Annotated in this window: 17 protein-coding genes; 6 read left to right on the forward strand and 11 right to left on the reverse strand. The window is 57.1% G+C overall.

The window, feature by feature from the left end; translation table 11 throughout:
* The 4 genes from AC2FJ6_RS16215 to rpsL all read right to left on the reverse strand — a co-directional run.
* Positions 1-299 (reverse strand): GTP-binding protein (locus AC2FJ6_RS16215; protein WP_496669525.1); only part of this gene is annotated, 299 nt, incomplete at its 3' end.
* A 60-nt stretch (positions 300-359) separates the two neighbouring features.
* A complete protein-coding gene (gene fusA, locus AC2FJ6_RS16220; RefSeq protein WP_170774631.1) occupies positions 360-2,477 on the reverse strand; it encodes an elongation factor G in 2,118 nt (705 codons plus the stop codon).
* Positions 2,478-2,495: 18 nt separating this feature from the next.
* Positions 2,496-2,966, reverse strand: a complete 471-nt coding sequence (gene rpsG, locus AC2FJ6_RS16225) for a 30S ribosomal protein S7 (protein WP_039529242.1) — start codon at positions 2,964-2,966, stop codon at positions 2,496-2,498.
* Positions 2,967-2,981: 15 nt separating this feature from the next.
* Positions 2,982-3,353 (reverse strand): 30S ribosomal protein S12, encoded by a 372-nt coding sequence (rpsL, locus tag AC2FJ6_RS16230; protein ID WP_005621086.1) that lies wholly within the window; start codon positions 3,351-3,353, stop codon positions 2,982-2,984.
* Between the two features lie 398 nt (positions 3,354-3,751).
* Between rpsL and AC2FJ6_RS16235 the strand changes: the two genes are divergently transcribed.
* Positions 3,752-4,558: a putative rhamnosyl transferase gene (locus AC2FJ6_RS16235; protein WP_170774632.1), complete on the forward strand. Its 807-nt coding sequence runs from the start codon at positions 3,752-3,754 to the stop codon at positions 4,556-4,558.
* Here AC2FJ6_RS16235 and AC2FJ6_RS16240 read toward each other — a convergent pair.
* Complete coding sequence (locus AC2FJ6_RS16240) at positions 4,543-5,412, reverse strand: DMT family transporter (RefSeq protein WP_170774634.1); 870 nt, start codon at positions 5,410-5,412, stop codon at positions 4,543-4,545. The genes AC2FJ6_RS16235 and AC2FJ6_RS16240 overlap by 16 nt on opposite strands.
* Positions 5,413-5,571: 159 nt before the next feature.
* Here AC2FJ6_RS16240 and AC2FJ6_RS16245 point away from each other — a divergent pair, with 159 nt between their 5' ends.
* Positions 5,572-6,495, forward strand: a complete 924-nt coding sequence (locus AC2FJ6_RS16245; protein WP_170774636.1) for an adenylate/guanylate cyclase domain-containing protein — start codon at positions 5,572-5,574, stop codon at positions 6,493-6,495.
* Between the two features lie 107 nt (positions 6,496-6,602).
* Here AC2FJ6_RS16245 and rpoC read toward each other — a convergent pair whose 3' ends face one another.
* The 4 genes from rpoC to rplJ all read right to left on the reverse strand — a co-directional run bounded on the left by rpoC (position 6,603) and on the right by rplJ (position 16,254).
* A complete protein-coding gene (gene rpoC, locus AC2FJ6_RS16250; RefSeq protein ID WP_170774638.1) occupies positions 6,603-10,844 on the reverse strand; it encodes a DNA-directed RNA polymerase subunit beta' in 4,242 nt (1,413 codons plus the stop codon).
* A gap of 50 nt (positions 10,845-10,894) precedes the next feature.
* Positions 10,895-15,031 (reverse strand): DNA-directed RNA polymerase subunit beta, encoded by a 4,137-nt coding sequence (gene rpoB / locus AC2FJ6_RS16255; protein ID WP_170774639.1) that lies wholly within the window; start codon positions 15,029-15,031, stop codon positions 10,895-10,897.
* 250 nt (positions 15,032-15,281) lie between these two features.
* On the reverse strand, positions 15,282-15,656 hold the full coding sequence (rplL, locus tag AC2FJ6_RS16260; RefSeq protein ID WP_480697906.1) for a 50S ribosomal protein L7/L12: 375 nt from the start codon (positions 15,654-15,656) through the stop codon (positions 15,282-15,284).
* Positions 15,657-15,735: 79 nt separating this feature from the next.
* Positions 15,736-16,254 carry a 50S ribosomal protein L10 gene (gene rplJ, locus AC2FJ6_RS16265; RefSeq protein WP_170774641.1) on the reverse strand — a complete coding sequence of 173 codons (519 nt, stop codon included), beginning with the start codon at positions 16,252-16,254 and terminating at the stop codon, positions 15,736-15,738.
* Between the two features lie 376 nt (positions 16,255-16,630).
* On the opposite strand from rplJ, the gene AC2FJ6_RS16270 reads away from it, so the two are divergent.
* Together AC2FJ6_RS16270 and AC2FJ6_RS16275 are read left to right on the forward strand one after the other, a co-directional pair.
* Complete coding sequence (locus tag AC2FJ6_RS16270) at positions 16,631-17,596, forward strand: phosphotransferase (protein WP_170774643.1); 966 nt, start codon at positions 16,631-16,633, stop codon at positions 17,594-17,596.
* A 139-nt stretch (positions 17,597-17,735) separates the two neighbouring features.
* Positions 17,736-18,761, forward strand: coding sequence for a Hint domain-containing protein (locus AC2FJ6_RS16275; RefSeq protein ID WP_170774645.1), 1,026 nt, complete (start codon positions 17,736-17,738; stop codon positions 18,759-18,761).
* Between the two features lie 60 nt (positions 18,762-18,821).
* Here AC2FJ6_RS16275 and rplA read toward each other — a convergent pair whose 3' ends face one another.
* Both rplA and rplK read right to left on the reverse strand, forming a co-directional pair.
* The gene (gene rplA / locus AC2FJ6_RS16280) at positions 18,822-19,520 is read right to left on the reverse strand and encodes a 50S ribosomal protein L1 (protein WP_170774647.1); all 699 of its coding nucleotides are present in this window, start codon (positions 19,518-19,520) and stop codon (positions 18,822-18,824) included.
* Position 19,521: 1 nt separating this feature from the next.
* Positions 19,522-19,971 (reverse strand): 50S ribosomal protein L11, encoded by a 450-nt coding sequence (gene rplK, locus AC2FJ6_RS16285; protein ID WP_170774649.1) that lies wholly within the window; start codon positions 19,969-19,971, stop codon positions 19,522-19,524.
* 360 nt (positions 19,972-20,331) lie between these two features.
* Here rplK and AC2FJ6_RS16290 point away from each other — a divergent pair, with 360 nt between their 5' ends.
* Both AC2FJ6_RS16290 and AC2FJ6_RS16295 read left to right on the forward strand, forming a co-directional pair.
* The gene (locus tag AC2FJ6_RS16290; protein WP_170774651.1) at positions 20,332-21,141 is read left to right on the forward strand and encodes a hypothetical protein; all 810 of its coding nucleotides are present in this window, start codon (positions 20,332-20,334) and stop codon (positions 21,139-21,141) included.
* Complete coding sequence (locus AC2FJ6_RS16295; RefSeq protein WP_170774653.1) at positions 21,138-21,902, forward strand: hypothetical protein; 765 nt, start codon at positions 21,138-21,140, stop codon at positions 21,900-21,902. Before AC2FJ6_RS16290 ends, AC2FJ6_RS16295 begins: the two co-directional genes overlap by 4 nt.
* The last annotated feature ends 54 nt before the right edge of the window (positions 21,903-21,956 follow it).

Consider the following 21,956-nt stretch of genomic DNA (forward strand, 5'->3'; position numbering starts at 1 on the left):
ACCAGGATCGCGCCGTCCATCTGGGCAGCACCGGTGATCATGTTCTTGACGTAGTCGGCGTGGCCGGGGCAGTCAACGTGCGCGTAGTGACGGTTCTCGGTCTCGTATTCCACGTGGGCGGTCGAGATGGTGATGCCGCGCGCTTTCTCTTCCGGCGCACCGTCAATCTGGTCATACGCTTTGAAGTCACCGAAATACTTGGTGATCGCTGCGGTCAGCGTGGTCTTACCATGGTCAACGTGGCCAATCGTGCCGATGTTGACGTGCGGTTTTGTACGCTCAAACTTTTCCTTTGCCATGATGGCCTCCTTTTTCGGTAATGAAGGGAGCCCCTGACCGGAGCTCCCTCAAATCTTTGGTTATGCGTATTTCGCCTGAATCTCGTCCGAGATGTTCTGCGGAACCGGATCGTAGTGGTCGAACTGCATGGTGAACTGGGCACGGCCCGACGACATCGAACGCAGAGTGTTGATGTAGCCGAACATATTCGCCAGCGGAACGAACGCATCGATCGCGATCGCGTTGCCGCGCGGTTCCTGACCAGACACCTGGCCACGACGCGAGGTCAGGTCGCCGATGATACCGCCGGTATATTCTTCCGGGGTGATCACCTCGACCTTCATGATCGGTTCCAACAGCTTCGCGCCAGCTTTGCGCATGCCTTCACGCATACACATACGGGCCGCGATTTCGAACGCCAGAACGCTCGAGTCAACGTCGTGGAACTTACCGTCCAGCAAGGCAACCTTGAAGTCGATCACGGGGAAGCCAGCCAGCGGGCCGCTATCCATGACCGAGTTGATGCCTTTTTCAACACCCGGGATGTATTCCTTCGGAACGGCACCACCAACGATGCGGCTTTCGAACGAATAACCTTCGCCTGGCTCGGTCGGCTGGATTTCCAGCTTAACTTCACCAAACTGACCCGAACCACCCGACTGTTTCTTGTGGGTGTAGGTGTGTTCAACCGGCATCGAGATGGTTTCACGATAGGCCACCTGCGGTGCACCAATGTTCGCTTCAACCTTGAACTCGCGCTTCAGACGGTCAACCAGGATGTCCAGGTGAAGTTCGCCCATGCCCTTCATGATGGTCTGACCGGATTCCAGGTCAGTTTCCACACGGAAGGACGGGTCTTCGGCGGCCAGACGGGCCAGACCCTGGGACATCTTCTCTTGGTCGCCCTTGGTTTTGGGCTCAACTGCGATCTCGATCACCGGATCGGGGAAGGTCATGGTTTCCAGAACCACCGGATCCTTCGCGTCACACAGGGTGTCACCGGTGGTGGTGTCTTTCAGACCTGCCAGCGCGATGATGTCGCCTGCAAATGCTTCTTCGATCTCTTCCCGGTTGTTCGAGTGCATCATCATCATACGACCGATGCGCTCTTTCTTACCTTTGGTCGAGTTCAGGATCGAGTCACCCTTGTTCATGGTGCCCGAGTAGATCCGGGTGAAGGTCAGCGAGCCAACGAAGGGGTCGTTCATGATTTTGAACGCCAGACCCGAGAAGGCCATGTCGTCATCAGCACGACGGGCGATGTCACGAACTTCTTCCTCGTCGCCGGGTTTGAAGCCCATGTAATCAACAACGTCCAGCGGGCTGGGCAGATAGTCGATCACAGCGTTGAGCAGAGGCTGAACGCCTTTGTTCTTGAACGCCGAACCACCCAGAACCGGAACGAACGCGATGTCCAGAGTACCTTTGCGCAGCAGGGCGCGCAGGGTCGGAACGTCGGGCTCATTGCCTTCCAGGTATTCCATCATCGCGTCGTCGTCCATTTCGACGGCCGCTTCGATCATCTTGCCGCGCCATTCATCAGCCATGTCTTTCAGGCTGTCGCGGATCGGAGCTTTGATCCAGCTTGCGCCCAGATCTTCGCCCTGCCACAGCCACTCTTCCATGGTGACCAGGTCGATCAGACCTTCCAGCTCGGACTCGGCGCCGATCGGAATGCCAACCGGAACGGCGCGTGCACCGGTGCGGTCTTCGATCATGCGAACGCAGTTGAAGAAGTCTGCGCCGATCTTGTCCATCTTGTTGACGAAAACCATACGCGGAACCTTGTAGCGGTCAGCCTGACGCCACACGGTTTCGGTCTGGGGCTCAACACCGGCGTTTGCGTCCAGAACGCAGACGGCACCGTCGAGAACCGCCAGCGAACGCTCAACTTCGATGGTGAAGTCAACGTGGCCGGGGGTGTCGATGATGTTCAGGCGGTGCTTGGGGGTATCGGCGGTTTTACCGTCCTCGGTGCGCTCCCAGAAAGTGGTGGTCGCAGCCGAAGTGATGGTGATGCCGCGTTCCTGCTCCTGCTCCATCCAGTCCATGGTGGCTGCACCATCGTGCACCTCACCGATGTTGTGAGATTTACCAGTGTAATACAGGATACGCTCCGAGCAGGTGGTCTTACCTGCGTCGATGTGCGCCATGATACCGAAGTTACGGTATAGTTCGAGCGGATATTCGCGTGCCATTTTGGATAAGCCTCTGGATTACCAACGGTAGTGGCTGAAGGCTTTGTTCGCCTCGGCCATCTTGTGGGTGTCTTCGCGCTTCTTCACGGCAGTACCGCGGGACTGTACAGCGTCCAGCAGCTCACCGGCGAGGCGTTCTTCCATGGTGTTTTCGTTGCGACCGCGCGCGGCGGTGATCAGCCAGCGGATGGCCAGTGCTTCGCGGCGCTCGGGGCGTACTTCGACCGGAACCTGATAGGTTGCACCACCAACCCGGCGCGAGCGAACCTCGACCGACGGTTTGATGTTGTCGAGCGCTTCGTGGAACACTTCGACAGGTGCGCGCTTGATTTTGTTCTCAACGCGGTCAAACGCGTTGTAAACGATGCGCTCTGCGACCGACTTCTTGCCGTCGATCATCAGGTTGTTCATGAATTTGGTCAGAACCTTGTCGCCAAATTTGGCGTCAGGCAGGACTTCGCGTTTTTCGGCGGCGTGACGACGTGACATATCAGCCTCTCCTTCTTACTTGGGACGCTTCGCGCCGTATTTCGAACGACGTTGCTTACGGTCTTTGACGCCCTGAGTATCCAGAACACCGCGCAGGATGTGGTAACGCACACCGGGAAGGTCTTTTACACGGCCGCCACGGATCAGAACAACCGAGTGCTCCTGCAGGTTGTGGCTTTCACCGGGGATGTACGAGATGACCTCGAACCCGTTGGTCAGGCGCACTTTGGCAACCTTACGCATAGCCGAGTTCGGCTTTTTCGGTGTGGTGGTATACACACGGGTGCAGACGCCGCGTTTCTGCGGGCACTGCTCCAGGTGCATGGACTTCGAGCGTTTTACTTTGGGCTGCCGCGGTTTGCGGATCAGCTGTTGAATAGTTGGCATTCCGGTTTCTTCCCCGTTTTGCAACACACATGACATGCACGCGCATTGCGTGCGGTTAAACTTTGCTGCGCTCATGCGTCCACAAGCGCAAAACCCGCGAGCGTTCCCATTCCGAGGTGAACGTCGCGGTTGGTTATCAGAGGACGCGAACTGCAAAATTGTCCGGGTCTTGACCAGTCCATTACTGAGATCGGTTTTGGGGCGGCCCCCGGTACCGAGATGGGCGCGTAATAGGGGGAGTCGGCGCAAGTGTCAACAGTACACCGGACCCACCGCACGACAGGCCGCTTTGCGCTGATATATCCGGTCCGATTGTCGGCCGCCAGTACTGCTGACCGTTGCGAGTTTGCGACCGCAGGGGCATAGTCAGCCACAACGCCACGCACTACGGATGACCCATGCAAATCATCGGCCTGTGCCGCTTTTCCTACCCCGCTCATGGCGGCTTTCAGGTCGAACATGACACGATTGAGGAACGGCGCGCCTATCTCTACCACCCTACCCGGCTGGAAGAGAGGTTTCGCCTGTTCGAAACCACCACCCTGCCCTGTCTGCGCGAACAGACGGATGAGGATTTCCAATTGCTCATCGTGATCGGGGATTGCCTACCGAAACCCGCCTTTGATCGGCTGCACGACCTGACCACAGGCATGAAGCAGGTGCAGATCATCGCCCGTCGCCCCATGCGCCACCGCCGGGTGATGAAAGAGATCCTGAACGCTGCGCGTCACGACCCCAACGCGCCCTGTATCCAGTTTCGCCATGACGACGACGACGCCGTGTCGGTGGATTTCGTCGAACGGCTACGTATCGCCGCTGACGAAGGCGGTGCGCTGATGCGCAACCACAAAACGGTCGCCATCGACTATAACCAAGGGTTTCTGGCGCGGTTCGGGCCCGAGGGCATTCACGCCACGCAGGTATTTCAACCGCTGCTGGGGATCGGGTTTGCCATGTACGTTCGGGGTGGTAGCGATCTGACAATCATGAATTTCGGGCATCACCGGATCGGAAACTACATGCCGGTGATCAGCTATCCCGACGCGCCAATGTGGGTGCGCACACTAAATTCGTTCAACGATTCACCCCATGCCCGCAAAAGCAACACCCAGCTTGCCCCCCTGACCCTCGAACAAGAGGGCGAGTTCATCGCCCGCTTTGCCATCGATCAGGACGCCGTGCGCCGCGTTCACTCGGGTGGGTGAACGGCCCGCTCACGGAATAGGGTGAAAAGCCCGGCACCCACGACCAGCGCGGCACCTGCCATGGTTACAGCGTCTGGCCAGTCTCCGAACACGACCCAACCCAAACCCAGGGCCCAAAGCAAGCTGGAGTAACGAAACGGCGCGATGAACCCCACATCGCCCTCGCGCATAACCATGACGCTGAACAGATAGCCCATCAGTACAAACACCGCCGCCGTCCCCACCATCACGCCCGCTCCGGGCGAAACTGGCACCCAACCTGTTGATACGGTCGCAATCGAGGCCGAAACGGTGATGGTGACGCTTGTGGCCAGCGTCACAACCAGCGACGGCACCTCACTAGACATGCGCCGCGTGATTAGATCCCGCACCGTGACCGAGATCACGGCGATCAGCGCGTAAATCGCATAGATGCTAAACCCCTCCGGACCTGGTCGGACGATCAGCAGCATCCCCACAAACCCCATCCCGATAGCCAGAATGCGCCGCCACCCGATCTGTTCGCGAAAAAACAGAACCGCGCCCAAAGTCACGGTCAGCGGCAGCGCCTGCAAGACCGCCGTCACATTGGCAAGCGGCATATGCAACAGAGCGGTCAGGAAAAAGAACGTGGCCGACAACTCGGCCAGGCTGCGCGCTCCGATCAGCCACTTGTCATGCCGCGGGAAGTTCAGATGCAGCGCCCCCAGGTTGCGCGCCATGAGATACACAAGAACCGTCGCCAAAACCCCGCGCATGGCCACCATCTGGAACAAAGGCACTTCGGCACCTGCCAGCTTGATCAGCGTATCGTTGATGGTAAAGGCCGCCATACTGCCCATCATCAGTAGGGCGCCTTTTATGTTTGGGGTCATCCAAAGTATCCAAAACTTCCAAATAGAAGACATTGGCAAGATCACGTCAGTTCTTGTCAAGACGTCTTACCGCCAACCCATCGACGATATGCGAAGGAACAAAACACCTAGAAACTGGAAAATCATGTATACTGCTTTTGTTCAAACCGGTGCCTCGTAATGCGGAACGCTCGTCTGTTTGAAATCGGAGTAATCTCTGTCGGCGTTATCATTCTAACGCTCTCGATTATCTCGGCCGTTCTCTACTCAGTTTTGCTCGGAGCATTGCTGTGCATCCTGCTGACGGCTGCATTCGTATGGTATATCTATAACCACGACGCTTGGATCGTCAGCAGACTTTCTTCGGACGATAATCCGCTTATCCTGAATCTGTGCATGACGGGATTTGTTGGTCGGGTCCGTGCAATTACACGGTTTTTGCCGTCTTCACCCCGTTGTCGATTTTGCCTTGTGCCGTTTGAAGGATTGGGGAAAGCCCTTGGCATCAAACCTTCCTCCAAAAATCCCAACTTTTGCCAAAGCTGTTTCACAGCTTTGCCTGCCGTAACCATCAATCTTGAGGTCGGAATTCTATTCGCCGATCTTCGAGGTTTTACGGCCTGGTCTGAATCTCATGCCCCTGACGAGGTAACCCGCGTGTTAACACAGTTCTACGAGATCGCGACGCAAGAAATCACCCGCGATGACGCGATTGTGGAATATATCGGCGATCAGATTATGGCGATCTACCCCGTGCCATTGCCCTCACTAAGTGAGCACACGGCAGACAAGATGCTGGCAGCCGCAAAAAGGTTGGTGGCGGGTTTGGACAAAGGTAAGCTGCCACTTGATGTCGGGGTTGGCATGACACTGGGAACTGCAAACGTGGGTTCAATCCAGACCGGTGCAGCCAAAGACTTCACGGCGGTTGGTGACACTGTGAACATAGCCGCCCGCTTTCAAGCAGAAGCCGGACCGCGGGAACTGGTTTATTCCGAAGCCTTCTCTGAACATCTAACCAGTAAGCCTGAGATAGCCGAACAACGTACATTTAACCTCAAAGGCAAGGCTGATCCCGTTAAAGCGTATGTTTTGCGCGTTTGAATGAAGTCTGTCGCCTTCCAGCCCGACGCGTTTGCCGTTGACCCCAGAGGGCAAAAAAGGCCCCTGCAATTTTGCAGAGGCCTTTTCTACTTCTCTATTTTCTTGATTTATTCGCGGCTTTCGGGGGCGTCGACCACGATGTCCAGCTCATCCCCGACCATGTCGTCGTCGATAAGCGGCGCAGCCAAAGCAGCGGCGGCTTCGGCCTCTTCCCGGCGGGCTTCGATGACGACGTTATCGCGGGTCTGGGCGACCTGACGCACGGCCTGAGTGGCACCACCGGTACCGGCGGGAATCAGACGACCGACGATGACGTTCTCTTTCAGGCCAACCAGCTTGTCTTTCTTGCCCTGAACCGAAGCTTCGGTCAGAACACGAGTGGTTTCCTGGAACGACGCCGCCGAGATGAACGAACGCGTTTGCAGCGAGGCTTTGGTGATCCCCAGAAGGATCGGCTCGCCTTGTGCCGGACGACCACCGCGGGCGATGGTCTTCTCGTTGGCCGCGTCAAACTCTTGCTTGTCGACATGCTCGCCTTTCAGCAGGGTGGTGTCGCCTGAATCCAGGATCTCCCACTTCTGCAGCATCTGGCGCACGATGACCTCGATGTGCTTGTCATTGATCTTCACGCCCTGCAGACGATAGACGTCCTGCACCTCGTCGATCATGTAATCCGCCAGCGCTTCGACACCCATGATGGAAAGGATGTCGTGCGGAGCCGGGTTACCGTCCATCAGGTATTCACCCTTCTGGATGAAGTCCCCTTCGGCGACCGGGATGTGCTTGCCCTTGGGTACCATGTACTCGATGGTCTCCATAGAATCGTCCGCCGGTTCGATGCTGATGCGGCGCTTGTTCTTGTAGTCGCGGCCAAAGCGCACGTAACCATCGGCTTCTGCGATGATCGCGTGATCTTTTGGACGGCGGGCTTCGAACAGTTCGGCCACGCGCGGCAGACCACCGGTGATGTCCTTGGTCTTGGCACCTTCACGCGGGATACGCGCGACAACGTCACCGGCTTCGACGGTCTGACCGTCTTCGACCGACAGGATCGCATCCACCGACATCGGATAGTGAACCGGGTTGCCCGCATCGTTGCGGACCGGCTCGCCATCTTCACCGACCAGAATGATCTCGGGCTTGAGGTCGCTGCCTTTGGGGGCGGCGCGCCAGTCGATCACGATCTTCTGGGTCATACCGGTTGCTTCGTCGGTCTCGTCGCGGACAGCAAGGCCCGAAACAAGGTCAACGTATTTCGCAGTACCGGCTTTCTCGGCGATGATCGGCAGGGTGTACGGGTCCCATTCGAACAGCTTGTCGCCACGGGCAACGGTTGCACCATCCTTGACGAACAGCTTGGAACCATAGCCCAGCTTGAAACTGGCACGCTCTTCGCCGTGTTCGTCGTTGATAACCAGCTTCATGTTCCGGCCCATGACCAGGCTTTCGCCTGCGGCATTGATCAGAATCTGCGGGTTCTCGAACGCAACAACACCTTCCTGGTTGGCTTCCTGGAACGACTGCTGACCACCTTGCGCAACACCACCGATGTGGAAGGTCCGCATAGTCAGCTGAGTACCGGGTTCACCGATCGACTGCGCGGCGATGATGCCGACAGCTTCACCCGTGTTGACCATGGTGCCGCGTGCAAGGTCACGACCATAGCAGGTTGCACAGACGCCTTCCTCGGACTCACAGGTCAGAGGCGAACGGATGCGCATCGACGCAACACCGGCCTCGTCGATGGTGTCGGCCATACGTTCGTCGATCAGCTGACCTGCTGCGACGATCACCTCATCGGTGCCCGGACGCAGAACATCGTCAGCCGCCACACGGCCCAGCACACGTTCGGCCAGCGAGGCAACAACCTCACCGTCGTTCACGGCTGCTTCGGCTGTGATTGCACGTTCTGTGCCACAGTCGATCTCACGAACGATACAGTCTTGTGCCACGTCCACCAGACGACGGGTCAGATAACCCGAGTTCGCCGTCTTCAGAGCGGTATCCGACAGACCCTTACGGGCACCGTGGGTCGAGTTGAAGTACTCGAGAACGGTCAGACCTTCTTTAAAGTTCGAGATGATCGGCGTTTCGATGATGTCACCGTTCGGCTTGGCCATCAGGCCGCGCATACCGCCCAGCTGTTTCATCTGAGTGACCGAGCCACGCGCACCCGAGTGGGCCATCATGTAGACCGAGTTCGGTTCCTGCTCGGAGCCGTCCTCAGCCCGATCCGACGACGAGATCGTCGACATCATCGCCTCGGTGACGCGGTCGTTACACTTCGACCAGGCATCGACAACTTTGTTGTACTTCTCGCCCTGAGTGATCAGGCCGTCCATGTACTGCTGTTCAAAGTCCTTCACCTGACCGCGGGTGTCATCAACGATGCCCCATTTGTCATCGGGAATGACCATGTCGTCCTTACCGAACGAGATGCCCGCCTTGAACGCTTCTTTGAAGCCCATCGACATGATCTGGTCACAGAAGATAACCGACTCTTTCTGACCGCAATAACGGTAGACGGTGTCGATCACCTGCTGCACTTCTTTCTTCCGCAGCAGACGGTTGACCAGATCGAACGGCGCTTTGTTGTTCATCGGCAGCAAGGCACCCAGGCGCAGACGGCCCGGAGTGGTCTCATAGCGCTTCTGAACTTCGTTGCCTTCGTCGTCGATCTGCGTGATCCGCGCGGTGATCTTGGTGTGCAGGTGCACTTCGCCGGAATCCAGCGCGTGCTGAACTTCGTCGATCGAACCGAACACTTTGCCTTCGCCCGGCATGCCTTCACGTTCCAGGGTCACGTAGTAGAGACCCAGGATCATATCCTGCGACGGAACGATGATCGGCGCGCCGTTTGCAGGCGACAGAACGTTGTTCGTCGACATCATCAGAACACGGGCTTCCAACTGCGCCTCAAGGCTCAGCGGGACGTGAACGGCCATCTGGTCACCGTCGAAGTCGGCGTTAAAGGCCGAACAGACCAGCGGGTGTAGCTGGATGGCTTTACCTTCGATCAGAACCGGCTCGAACGCCTGAATGCCAAGACGGTGCAGCGTCGGCGCACGGTTCAGCATGACGGGGTGTTCGCGGATCACCTCGTCGAGGATATCCCACACTTCGGGGCGCTCTTTCTCGACCAGTTTCTTCGCCTGTTTCACGGTCGAAGACAGACCCTTGGCTTCAAGGCGCGAGTAGATGAACGGCTTGAACAGTTCCAGCGCCATCTTCTTGGGCAGACCACACTGGTGCAGCTTGAGTTCCGGACCGGTCACAATGACCGAACGGCCCGAGAAGTCGACGCGTTTCCCCAAAAGGTTCTGACGGAAGCGACCCTGCTTACCCTTCAGCATGTCCGACAGCGATTTCAGCGGACGCTTGTTGGCACCGGTGATCACGCGGCCACGACGGCCGTTGTCGAACAGAGCATCCACGGATTCCTGCAACATCCGCTTTTCGTTACGCACGATGATGTCAGGCGCGCGCAGTTCGATCAGACGCTTGAGACGGTTGTTCCGGTTGATGACGCGGCGGTACAGATCGTTCAGATCCGAAGTCGCGAAACGGCCACCATCCAGCGGAACCAGCGGACGCAGTTCCGGCGGAATGACCGGGATCACGGTCATCACCATCCATTCAGGCCGGTTGCCCGACTCGAGGAAGGATTCAACAACCTTCAGACGCTTGATGATCTTCTTGGGCTTCAGTTCGCCGGTTGCTTCGGCCAGATCAGCACGCAGCTGCTCGGCTTCGGCTTCCAGATCGATCTGGGCCAGCATCTCACGGATCGCTTCGGCACCGATATTGGCGGTGAACGCGTCCATGCCATAGGCATCCTGCGCGTCCATGTACTCTTCTTCAGTCAGCATCTGTCCGTAGGTCAGGTCGGTCAGACCGGGCTCGATGACAACATAGTTTTCAAAGTACAGAACGCGTTCCAGATCGCGCAGCGTCATGTCCAGCATCAGACCGATACGGGACGGCAGCGATTTCAGGAACCAGATGTGCGCAACGGGTGCTGCCAGTTCGATGTGGCCCATACGCTCGCGGCGGACTTTCTGCAGGGTGACTTCCACACCGCATTTCTCGCAGACAACGCCGCGATACTTCATCCGCTTATATTTGCCGCACAGACATTCGTAGTCTTTGATCGGGCCAAAGATACGCGCGCAGAACAGGCCGTCACGCTCGGGCTTGAACGTCCGGTAGTTGATGGTTTCGGGTTTCTTGATCTCGCCATAGGACCAAGACAGGATCCGCTCGGGCGACGCCAACGAGACCTTGATCTCGTCAAAGACCTTCGGGGGCGTCAGCGGGTTGAACGGGTTGTTGGTGATTTCCTGGTTCATTTGTTACCTCAAATCTTGCGGAAGGGGGGACGGGAGAAAGGGCAGCGCCCTTACTCCTCAACCTCCGCATCCAGGAGTTCCATATTCAGGCCGAGGCCACGGACTTCTTTAACCAGAACGTTGAACGATTCCGGTACGCCCGCTTCAAAGTTATCCTCGCCCTTGACGATCGACTCATAGACCTTCGTCCGGCCGGCGACGTCATCCGATTTCACCGTCAGCATCTCCTGCAGGGTGTAGGCGGCGCCGTAAGCTTCCAAAGCCCAGACTTCCATCTCACCAAAGCGCTGACCACCGAACTGCGCCTTACCACCCAGCGGCTGCTGGGTAACCAGGCTGTACGGCCCGGTCGAACGCGCGTGGATTTTGTCGTCCACAAGGTGGTGCAGTTTCAGCAGGTACTTGATGCCCACGGTCACGGGACGTGCAAACTGCTCACCGGTACGACCGTCGAACAGAACCGACTGACCGCTTTCCGAGAAGCCGGCACGCACCAGCGCGTCGTTGACGTCAGCCTCTTTGGCACCGTCAAAGACCGGGGTTGCGATCGGAACACCGCGGGTTACGTTGCCCGCAGCCTCGATCAGGCCATCCTCGTCCAGACCGGTGATGCCTTCTTCGTAGACATTCTCGCCATAGGCCAGCTTCATCGCTTCGCGCACAGGGGTCAGGTCGCCGGAACGGCGGTATTCACCCAGAGCTTCGTCGATATTCAGACCCAGACCGCGCGCGGCCCAACCCATGTGGGTTTCAAGGATCTGACCAACGTTCATACGCGACGGCACACCCAGCGGGTTCAGACAGAAGTCAACCGGAGTACCATCGGCAAGGAACGGCATGTCTTCCATCGGAACAACCTTGGAGATCACACCTTTGTTCCCGTGACGACCGGCCATTTTGTCGCCCGGCTGCAGCTTACGCTTCACGGCGATGAAGACTTTGACCATCTTCATCACACCCGGGGGCAGGTCATCGCCACGGCGGACTTTCTCGACCTTGTCTTCGAAACGGGCGTCCAGAGCGCGTTTCTGCACTTCGTACTGCTCGTTCAGAGCCTCAACGATCTGTGCGTCCTGCTCACCTTCCAGCGCCAGTTGCCACCATTGGCCGCGGGTCAGGGTTTCCAGCAGTTCCTCGGTGATTACCGAGCCCGGCTTGACGCCTTTCGGGCCTTTCACAGCGGTTTTACCCAGGATCAGGCCCTGCAGACGCGCATAGATGTTGCGGTCCAGGATCGCCAGCTCGTCGTCCCGGTCACGGGCCAGACGTTCGACTTCCTCACGCTCGATCTGCAGCGCACGCTCGTCTTTCTCGACGCCGTGACGGTTGAAGACGCGAACCTCAACGACCGTACCGTAGTCACCCGGTTTCACGCGCAGCGAGGTGTCGCGCACGTCAGATGCTTTTTCACCAAAGATGGCGCGCAGTAGCTTTTCTTCCGGGGTCATCGGGCTTTCGCCCTTCGGAGTGATCTTGCCGACCAGAATATCGCCCGGCTCAACATCCGCGCCGATGTAAACGATGCCCGCCTCGTCGAGGTTGCGCAGCGCTTCTTCACCGACGTTCGGGATGTCGCGGGTGATCTCTTCCGGACCCAGCTTGGTGTCACGGGCGGCGACTTCGAATTCCTCGATATGGACCGAGGTAAAGACGTCATCACGCGCGATACGTTCACTGATCAGGATCGAGTCTTCGTAGTTGTAACCGTTCCACGGCATGAACGCGACGACCACGTTCTTACCAAGCGCCAGTTCACCCATGTCGGTCGACGGACCGTCGGCAATGACCTCGCCCTTCTGGACGGTGTCACCCACCTTGATCAGCGGACGCTGGTTGATGCAGGTGTTCTGGTTTGACCGCTGGAATTTGCGCAGACGATAGATGTCAACGCCAGCGTCGCCCAGTTCCAGATCTTCGGTGGCGCGGATAACGATACGCTGGGCATCGACCTGGTCGATGATACCGGCGCGTTTCGCCTGAATCGCAGCGCCCGAGTCAATCGCAACCTTTTCCTCAATGCCGGTACCAACCAGCGGTGCCTCGGCCCGCAGCAGCGGAACCGCCTGACGTTGCATGTTCGAGCCCATCAGAGCGCGGTTGGCGTCGTCATTTTCAAGGAACGGGATCAGCGATGCAGCGACCGACACCAGCTGTTTCGGCGACACGTCGATCAGGTCAACATTCTCGCGCGGGGCAAGGGTGTAGTCACCGGCCTGACGGGTCGACACCAGATCGTTGATGAACTTGCCATCCGCATCCAAAGTCGCGTTCGCCTGCGCCACGGTGTGACGCATTTCCTCGGTCGCGGACATGTAGTGAACCTCATCGGTCACCTCGGCGTCTTTAACGACGCGGTAGGGCGTTTCGATGAAGCCATACTTGTTCACGCGGGCGAAGGTGGCCAGCGAGTTGATCAGACCGATGTTCGGACCTTCAGGCGTTTCAATCGGGCACATCCGGCCGTAGTGGGTCGGGTGAACGTCGCGCACTTCAAAGCCTGCACGCTCACGTGTCAGACCACCGGGGCCAAGCGCCGAGAGGCGGCGTTTATGGGTGACTTCAGACAGAGGGTTGGTCTGGTCCATGAACTGAGACAGCTGCGACGAGCCGAAGAATTCACGAACAGCAGCCGCAGCCGGTTTCGCGTTGATCAGGTCCTGAGGCATGACGGTGTCGATCTCGACTGACGACATACGCTCTTTAATCGCGCGCTCCATGCGCAGCAGACCGACGCGGTACTGGTTCTCCATCAGTTCGCCCACCGAGCGCACACGACGGTTGCCGAGGTGGTCGATATCGTCCACGTCGCCTTTGCCGTCACGCAGCTCAACCAGCGCCTTGATGCAGGCCACGATGTCTTCGCGGCGCAGGGTACGCAGAGTGTCAGGCGCGTCCAGTGCCAGACGCATGTTCATTTTCACGCGGCCAACAGCGGACAGGTCATAGCGCTCGCTGTCGAAGAACAGAGTGTCGAACAGGGCCGAGGCCGCTTCGACGGTGGGCGGCTCACCCGGACGCATGACGCGGTAGATGTCCATCAGCGCGGTTTCGCGGCTCATGTTCTTGTCCTGAGCCATAGTGTTGCGCATGTAGGGACCGACATTAACGTTGTCGATGTCCAGAACCGGGATGTCGGTGATGCCCGCATCCATCAGGTCCTTGACGGTGCCACCGATCAGGTCGCCGTCCTTGTCGTATTCCAGAGTCAGCTCATCACCGGCTTCGACATAGATCGCGCCGTTTTCTTCGTTGATGATGTCCTTTGCGACATACTTGCCGACGATGTTGTCGAAGGGAACTAGCAGGTCGGTGACGTTGCCTTCGTCTATCAGCTTCTTCACGGCGCGCGGCGTGACTTTCTTGCCCGCTTCGGCAATCACTTCACCTGATTTCGCGTCGATCAGGTCGTATGTCGGACGGGTCCCGCGCACACGCTCGGGGAAGAACGGCGTGACCCAGCCTTTCTTCTTGTCCAGCTTGTAGGACACGGTGTTGTAATACGCGTCCATGATCGCTTCCTGGTCCAGACCCAGTGCGTACAGCAGGGTGGTCACAGGCAGCTTGCGGCGACGGTCGATACGGGCGAACACGATGTCCTTGGCGTCGAACTCAAAATCCAGCCAGCTGCCGCGATACGGGATGATGCGACAAGCAAACAGCAGTTTACCGGACGAGTGGGTCTTGCCCTTGTCGTGGTCAAAGAACACACCGGGCGAGCGGTGCATCTGGCTGACGATTACACGCTCGGTGCCGTTCACGATGAACGTTCCGTTCGGTGTCATCAGGGGCATGTCGCCCATGAACACGTCCTGTTCCTTGATGTCTTTGACCGACTTGGCGCCAGTGTCCTCATCAACATCAAACACGATCAGACGCAGAGTAACCTTCAGCGGCGCGCTGTAGGTCATGTCGCGCTGCATGCACTCTTCGACGTCATATTTGGGTTTTTCCAGATCGTATTTCACGAACTCCAGCACGGAGGTTTCGTTGAAATCCTTGATCGGGAAAACCGACTGGAACACGCCTTTGATGCCTTCGCCATCTGTGGGCTGTTCTGCATCGCCGGAGCGCAGGAAAAGATCATATGAAGATTTCTGGACCTCAATGAGGTTCGGCATTTCCAAAACTTCGCGGATTTTGCCGTAATATTTACGAAGACGTTTCTGGCCAAGGAACGTTTGAGCCATGTCAGATGTCACCTTTCGATGTTCTCAGCGGGCAAAGACACCGTCGGGCCCCGGCATCTTGCACAATCGAGACGACACGTCCGGATCAATTCGTGGCCACCGTCCCGAAGGTGGCCTCCCGATCCGAAAACCGTGTCTTAGAAAACGCCCCAAGATATGAGGCCCTTTCTAAGACAGGTTCGGCTGGACCCGGATTTCTCTGGGCCCAGCCTGAATTTTCGGCGCATCAGCGATGCACCTGTCGATTGGCTTAGGCCAGCTCGACTTCGGCGCCAGCTGCTTCCAGCTTGGCTTTGACTTCTTCGGCTTCTGCCTTGTCAACGCCTTCTTTGATCTTGCCGCCAGCTTCAACCAGCTCTTTGGCTTCTTTCAGGCCCAGACCGGTGATGCCGCGAACTTCTTTGATCACGTTGATTTTCGAAGCGCCGGCGTTCTTCAGAACGACGTCGAATTCGGTTTTTTCTTCCTCAGCTGCGCCACCGGCGTCGCCACCAGCTGCAACCATTACGGCGCCGCCAGCTGCGGGCTCGATGCCGTATTCGTCTTTGAGGATGGTTTTCAGTTCTTGTGCTTCCAGCAGGGTCAGACCCACGATGCTTTCTGCGAGTGCTTTCAGATCAGCCATTTTATCAGCTCTTTCCGTTTACAGTGTGTGTTCCAACGTCAGGGAGTGTTCCCTACGCAGATCATTCAGTGCCAACCGCTTACGCAGCTTCCGCCTTCTCTTCGATGGTGGAAAGGATGCTTGCGATGTTGCTTGCAGGTGCGCCAATCGCGCCGGCGATGTTCGAAGCAGGTGCGCCAATGCAGCCCACGATCGAAGCAATAAGCTCCTCGCGAGACGGCATTTTCGAAACTGTTTCGACGCCTTTGCGGTCCAGAGCGTTCTCGCCCATTGCACCGCCAAGGATTTCGAACTTTTTGTTCTCCTTGGCGAAGTCCTCGGCCACCTTGGCTGCTGCCACGGGGTCCTCGGAATAGGTCAGAACGGTCATACCCGTCAGCAGGTCAGCGATGCTCTCACATGGCTTTCCGTCGAGGGCGATTTTGGCGAGCCTGTTCTTGGCAACACGCACGGCGCCACCCGCGTCACGAGCACGTGCGCGAAGGTCCTGCATCTCGGCAACTGTCAGACCGGCGTAGTGAGCTACCACTACGACGCCAGAGCTTTCGAAGATTTGGCCGAGTTCCTCGACCACTTTCTCTTTCTGGGCTCTATCCACAGTTCTCTCCAAGTTTGGGATGTTGGACATCCCGGCTCATATTTGCTGCGGTCGAAACCACAGCGTTCAGGTCCGTTGTTACGGGATTGGCCAAAATGCGCCCGAGGATCGCGACCCTCAGAATTCTTTGGTCTTACCCGTCTCAGGCAGGAGATTAAGGGGCCATATGGCACCACCCACCGTCTTGGACGAAACGAAATAAAGCGCACGACGAATCGCACGCTTTACTCCGCAAGTCTCTTTAGGGCAGATGGCGTGGGTTTCCAAGAGGTAAATTGCGGATTGGGCGCGGTTTTGCCATGGCATTGACAAGGGCTGCAACTGCCCGTCCATTGGGCAGATTATCAGACACGCCTGGACACGGTTCCCTCCAAGAATGCACCCTCTTTCGGACGAAGAATTTCACCGCGCCTCTCGCTATGTGGACGAGTTCGCCCGGCAAATCGGGGCCAATCCGGTTGGTGCGTTCGATTGCATCTACCGATCTCATGACTTTCCTGACACGCGTATGGTGATTAAACTGCGTGCTGCTCATGAGGTGTACGCCCTCAAGATCGACGTCGACTCCCCTGGCACCGGACGACTGAAACAGGAATTCGACCACCTCACCGCCTTGTCGGAGTATTTTTCACCTATGAAAGATTCCGACGTCGTGCACCCGGTCTATCTTTCGCCGTCTCAGGCGTTCTTTGTCACCCCCTTCATCGACCGACCAACCGCCGCAGACCTGATCCACAACAGCATAGATGACACCCAAGTCGCCCAGATCTATCGCCGCGCCGGCGCGTGGCTGAACGATCTACATTCTTTCCGTCCGTCCAAGGAGTACAGATTTCGCCCCAAATGGATGACTGACCTGATTGCAGAGTTAAACGCACAGGTTCCACCTTCGGTTCGAGCAGAAAGTGACGTCATGCTCAGGGTGCTGTTGGCCGAGATGGCTGGCCTGAGGGGCGCGCCCGAGACCCAGGTCCTGGCCCATGGTGATTTCCACAGCCAGAACCTGATTGTCGGGCAAGGGCAGATGGTCGGGCTGGATTTTACTGAAACCCGCGAAAAACTGGCGGTTTATGATATTGTAGACTTCTTGAAATCAGATGTATTCCGCAACGCGCCGACCGACGCCATTGACCGCAGTGGAATCGTGCAAGCCAACAAACAGATGTTCCTACGTCGATATCGCCATCCGTTCCGTATGGACGTCCTCGATTTCTGTCTGCGTGCCCGACTATTGATTGACTGGCTGTCCCTTTGGCAAGCTGATCACCCATATAGCGCCTATGATGAGGACAGGCGGCAAAGGCTCGGCGACCGGTTGCGTCTTGCGTTCCAAAAGCCCTGACTACACTGACGCTTTTTTGTAACGACATGGAAAGGTTTTGATATTTACCCTCTCGACCTGCACCAATATTTTGGTCCAGATTGCCTCGAAAAAATGATCCGTGATCCGGATCTTCAGCAGCTACAGGTGTTCGTATTCAATGGTACTTCGCAGCTTTTTTGCCCAGGATAGTGAAGCTCTGATCGTCACGTCCAGCCCCGACAGCTCGATTGAAGGCGATCCGATCATCAACAACTCGGACACCCCCGACGGAACGATTTTTGAATACTCCGGAGGCTTTGGCACCACTGTCACGCTGGATGACACCAGCGGAAGCCCTAACGTCTTCAACGATGACCAAGAAGCCGGGCACGTCATCACGGATGGTGGCGGTATCGTCGCCGACGGTACCCAGGTCGAATCCGAATCCATAATCGTTGTCCGCGCCCTCGACGAAAACGGAGTACCTACCGGCCCCGAGATCGAGATTTATGTCTTTTCGCAAAATGGCATCACCTCGGACGTTTGGGGGTTTGCAACATCCGAACCGCTGACACCCGGCACGTCCTACATCAAGATTTCCGGTTCCAACGCCGGGTCGTCTTCCTATGATGACTATATCCCTTGCTTTGGCCCCGGCACGTTGATCGAAACCGTCGATGGCGAAGTCGACGTAGCCCTGCTGAAAAAAGGTCAAATGGTCTGGACCCGCGACGCCGGGTTCCAACCCATTCTATGGATCGGCACAACCGAAGTGCAAGGCACCGGCGCCTTTGCCCCTGTCGTCATCGAAAAAGATGCGATTGGAAACAGCCGCAAGCTTATCTTGTCGCCACAGCACCGGGTACTCGTCTCGGCCCCCGTCACCGACATGCTGTTCGGCTCATCCGAAGTCTTCGTTGCCGCCAAACACCTGTGCGGCCTGCCTGGCGTTGAAATCTGCGAAATGGACAGTATCACCTACACGCATTTCATGTTCGACCGGCACCATATCGTTCGCTCGAACGGGGCACTGACTGAAAGCTATTTCTTTGGCGACACCGCCAAACACGCCCTGTCAGAGGCCCAACTGTCCGAGATTCTGACCCTGTTTCCAATGTTGAAATTCGGTGTCTCTGCTTTCGGCGAAACCGCGGCCGCGACCATCAGCGCTCGAGAAGCAGAGGTTCTGCGCGCTTACCTGTAAACGCAAAAAACCGGGCTGCATTTCGGCAACCCGGTTTCAAATCTGCATTGACGGAAGGGCTTATTCGCCCGACGCAGCCGCCACATCCAGGGTCACACCGGGGCCCATGGTCGAGCTCAGTGCGATCTTTTTCATGTAGGTGCCTTTAGCGCCCGACGGCTTGGCCTTGGCCACAGCCGAGACGAAAGCACGGACGTTTTCGGCCAGCTTGGCTTCGTCGAACGACGCTTTGCCAACGCCTGCGTGCACAACGCCGCCTTTTTCCGCCTTGAACTGAACTTCACCGCCTTTGGCTGCTTCCACGGCCGCTTTCACGTCCATGGTCACGGTGCCAACCTTGGGGTTCGGCATCAGGTTGCGGGGGCCCAGAACCTTTCCCAGACGGCCAACGATGGGCATCATGTCCGGGGTGGCAATGCAGCGATCGAATTCGATGGTGCCGCCCTGAATGGTTTCCATCAGGTCTTCTGCGCCAACGATATCCGCGCCTGCTTCTTTCGCTTCGTCCGCCTTGGGACCGCGCGCGAACACAGCAACGCGCATCGCTTTACCGGTGCCGTTGGGCAGACCGACAACGCCACGAACCATCTGGTCTGCGTGACGAGTGTCAACGCCCAGGTTCATCGCGATTTCGATGGTCTCGTCGAATTTCGAGGTTGCATTGGCTTTGACCAGGGCAACTGCATCTTCGACCGACAGGTTTTCCTTGCCGGCGACAGCTTCGCGCGCAGCGCGGGTGCGTTTACCAAGTTTTGCCATCTTACTTCACCTCGATGCCCATGGAGCGGGCCGAGCCCAGGATGATCTGCATTGCGCCTTCGATATCGTTGGCATTCAGATCTTTCATTTTGGCTTCGGCGATTTCGCGAACCTGCTTCGAGGTCACGGTGGCCACGGTCTCACGACCGGGGTTTTCCGCGCCGCGGGGGCGGTTCCGCTTGCCAACCGGCTTCAGGCCAGCCGCTTTTTTCAGGTAATAAGACGCGGGCGGCGTCTTGATGTCCATAGTGAAGGACTTGTCCTGATAATAGGTGATTACGGTCGGGCAAGGCGCGCCTTGCTCCATGTCTGCAGTCTTGGCGTTGAACGCCTTGCAGAATTCCATGATGTTGATGCCGCGCTGACCCAGCGCCGGACCAACTGGCGGCGACGGGTTCGCCTGACCTGCAGGAACCTGCAGCTTCATTGTACCAGCAAGCTTCTTGGCCATTTGGTTTTCCTTTCAACTCGGGTGAAACGCGTTTCACCCAGACTATGTTGCGTGGTCCGATCGGGATCGCGATCCCAGCAACCTCCCACGAGAGAATCTCGCCCGAAGACGATAGAGGCGGCATTTATAGTGGAATTGTGGGGTTGGCAAGTGGATGTCGCGCTATTGCCAGTTTGACTTTTTGTATTGACCGGACCTCAGTGGCTTTTGGGAACAGTCAAACAGAATAATTTATCTGAATACATAAGTTGCGTCAGAAAACAAGGCGGGTATCTTGGAGCAAATTGGCTACAAAAGAAGTGATCAGGGATGGCGTCATCTCGGCTAAACAAGGGGCTACTGATATGCGTGCTCTTAGCTATGTTGCCCGGATGCGGCAGCAAAGCGCAGGATCAGGGTGGTGCGTCCGGCGCAACTTCCCAAACCAGCGCGTCCAACACCGATGCTGCTTTCGCTGCGACAGGAATTGATCCCAGCACCTATTCGGGTCAGTTTCAGGTCAAGCTGACCAAGGAAGTTCCGCTGCGCGATATTCCGGTCCCCTTCACAGTCTACGCCGGCCTGGAGGAATCCAGCCCAACTCGGCTGCGATTGCGGGCGTTCATGGATTTGCGCGGATTGCAGGAAAAGGCACCGCAAATACTGACCGGTCCGTTGGAAGAAACCTGTAAGCGCCAGATCTATCTCGACATCCGAGACGTCACCGCCATCGGCGAAACCGTAAAGGTCGAGGGTTCGGCTCGGGCTCAATTCACGCGGTGCAAACGGAATGAAGAACCGGGCTTTCAATATTTTGGGGCCACGGTAGATGCAATTGCTGTCGCCAAGGCGGAAGTTAAGGGCCAATGCCTTACATTCAGTATCGAAAGCGCGGACCTCAGCCCGCGTGGGTTCATCGGAACTGTTACCAATCTTTTCGGGCTGACCGACCGCATCAACGAAGCGGTCCTTGAAAAGGGTGGAGAGTTTCTGGCAGCCAACCCGGTTTGCCCACCACTGCCAGAAGAATTCACGGTTCTTGATCCAATTTACGAGTCTGGTGGAACACGTGAAGTTGCACCCGGGGGAATGGGCGCTGCTGTTGTTGGATCAGCCGACGTAAGCGCCGAGACAATAGTCAAAGTTCTTGCGGGTCTAAAGAACCTTGGTGTTTTGGAGTTTGCTGAATGAGACTTTGGTTAATTATCCCAGTCTTGATGGCAGCCGTTGTAGGTGCCCGAGCCCCATACGCCCAACAGGTGGATTTTATCATCGACGCGACATTGCCAGTTCGCGATACGGATTTGCCCTACAAGCTAAATCTGACCCTAACTGCCGTTGACACTACACGGATAGGCGTCGGAGCATTACTCGACTTACGGGGCGCACAGAAAATTGTGCCCGAAAGACTGGCTGACAACGCGATAGTCGATAATTGCGGTCTGCAAGTCAGGCTAGATGACATAAGCTTTGGGGCCAAGGACGATGCAATTGATTTAGACGGCGAGGTTACTGTTACACTCTTTGAGTGCAGCCGCACCAGTGAGCGCGATTTTCAACGCGGCCAAGAAAAGAATTCCATTCTGGCGAACATGTCCACCGAAGCGACTGTCGAACTGCGCGACAATTGCGCCTACATCAAACTAATCGATCTCACACTCACGGCGCCGGAAGCGCAGCGCGAACAAATCTTGGAAGACGACACCCTCGAGTCCGTAAAAGAACTGATGCTGGCAGCTGTAGATCTTGTGCTCAACGAAACCCCATTGTGCCCGGAATTGCCGGCAGAACTCGCTTCACTTGATCCGGTCTACGAAAGCGGTGGCCCGCGCGAGATCGGAGACGGTGGACTTGGTATATTGCTTGACGGGTCTGTTGATGTCAGCCCGTCAACAATTCTGGATGTATTGACGGTGCTTCAGCAACAGGAGCTCATTCCCGGTCGGCCCTAACCTCGGAGTGTTGCAACCGTTTCTTGCCAAAAAGGCGCCGCAGTGTTTTGGGCA

The sequence above is a fragment of the Ruegeria sp. CDSA089 genome (genome assembly GCF_059612205.1).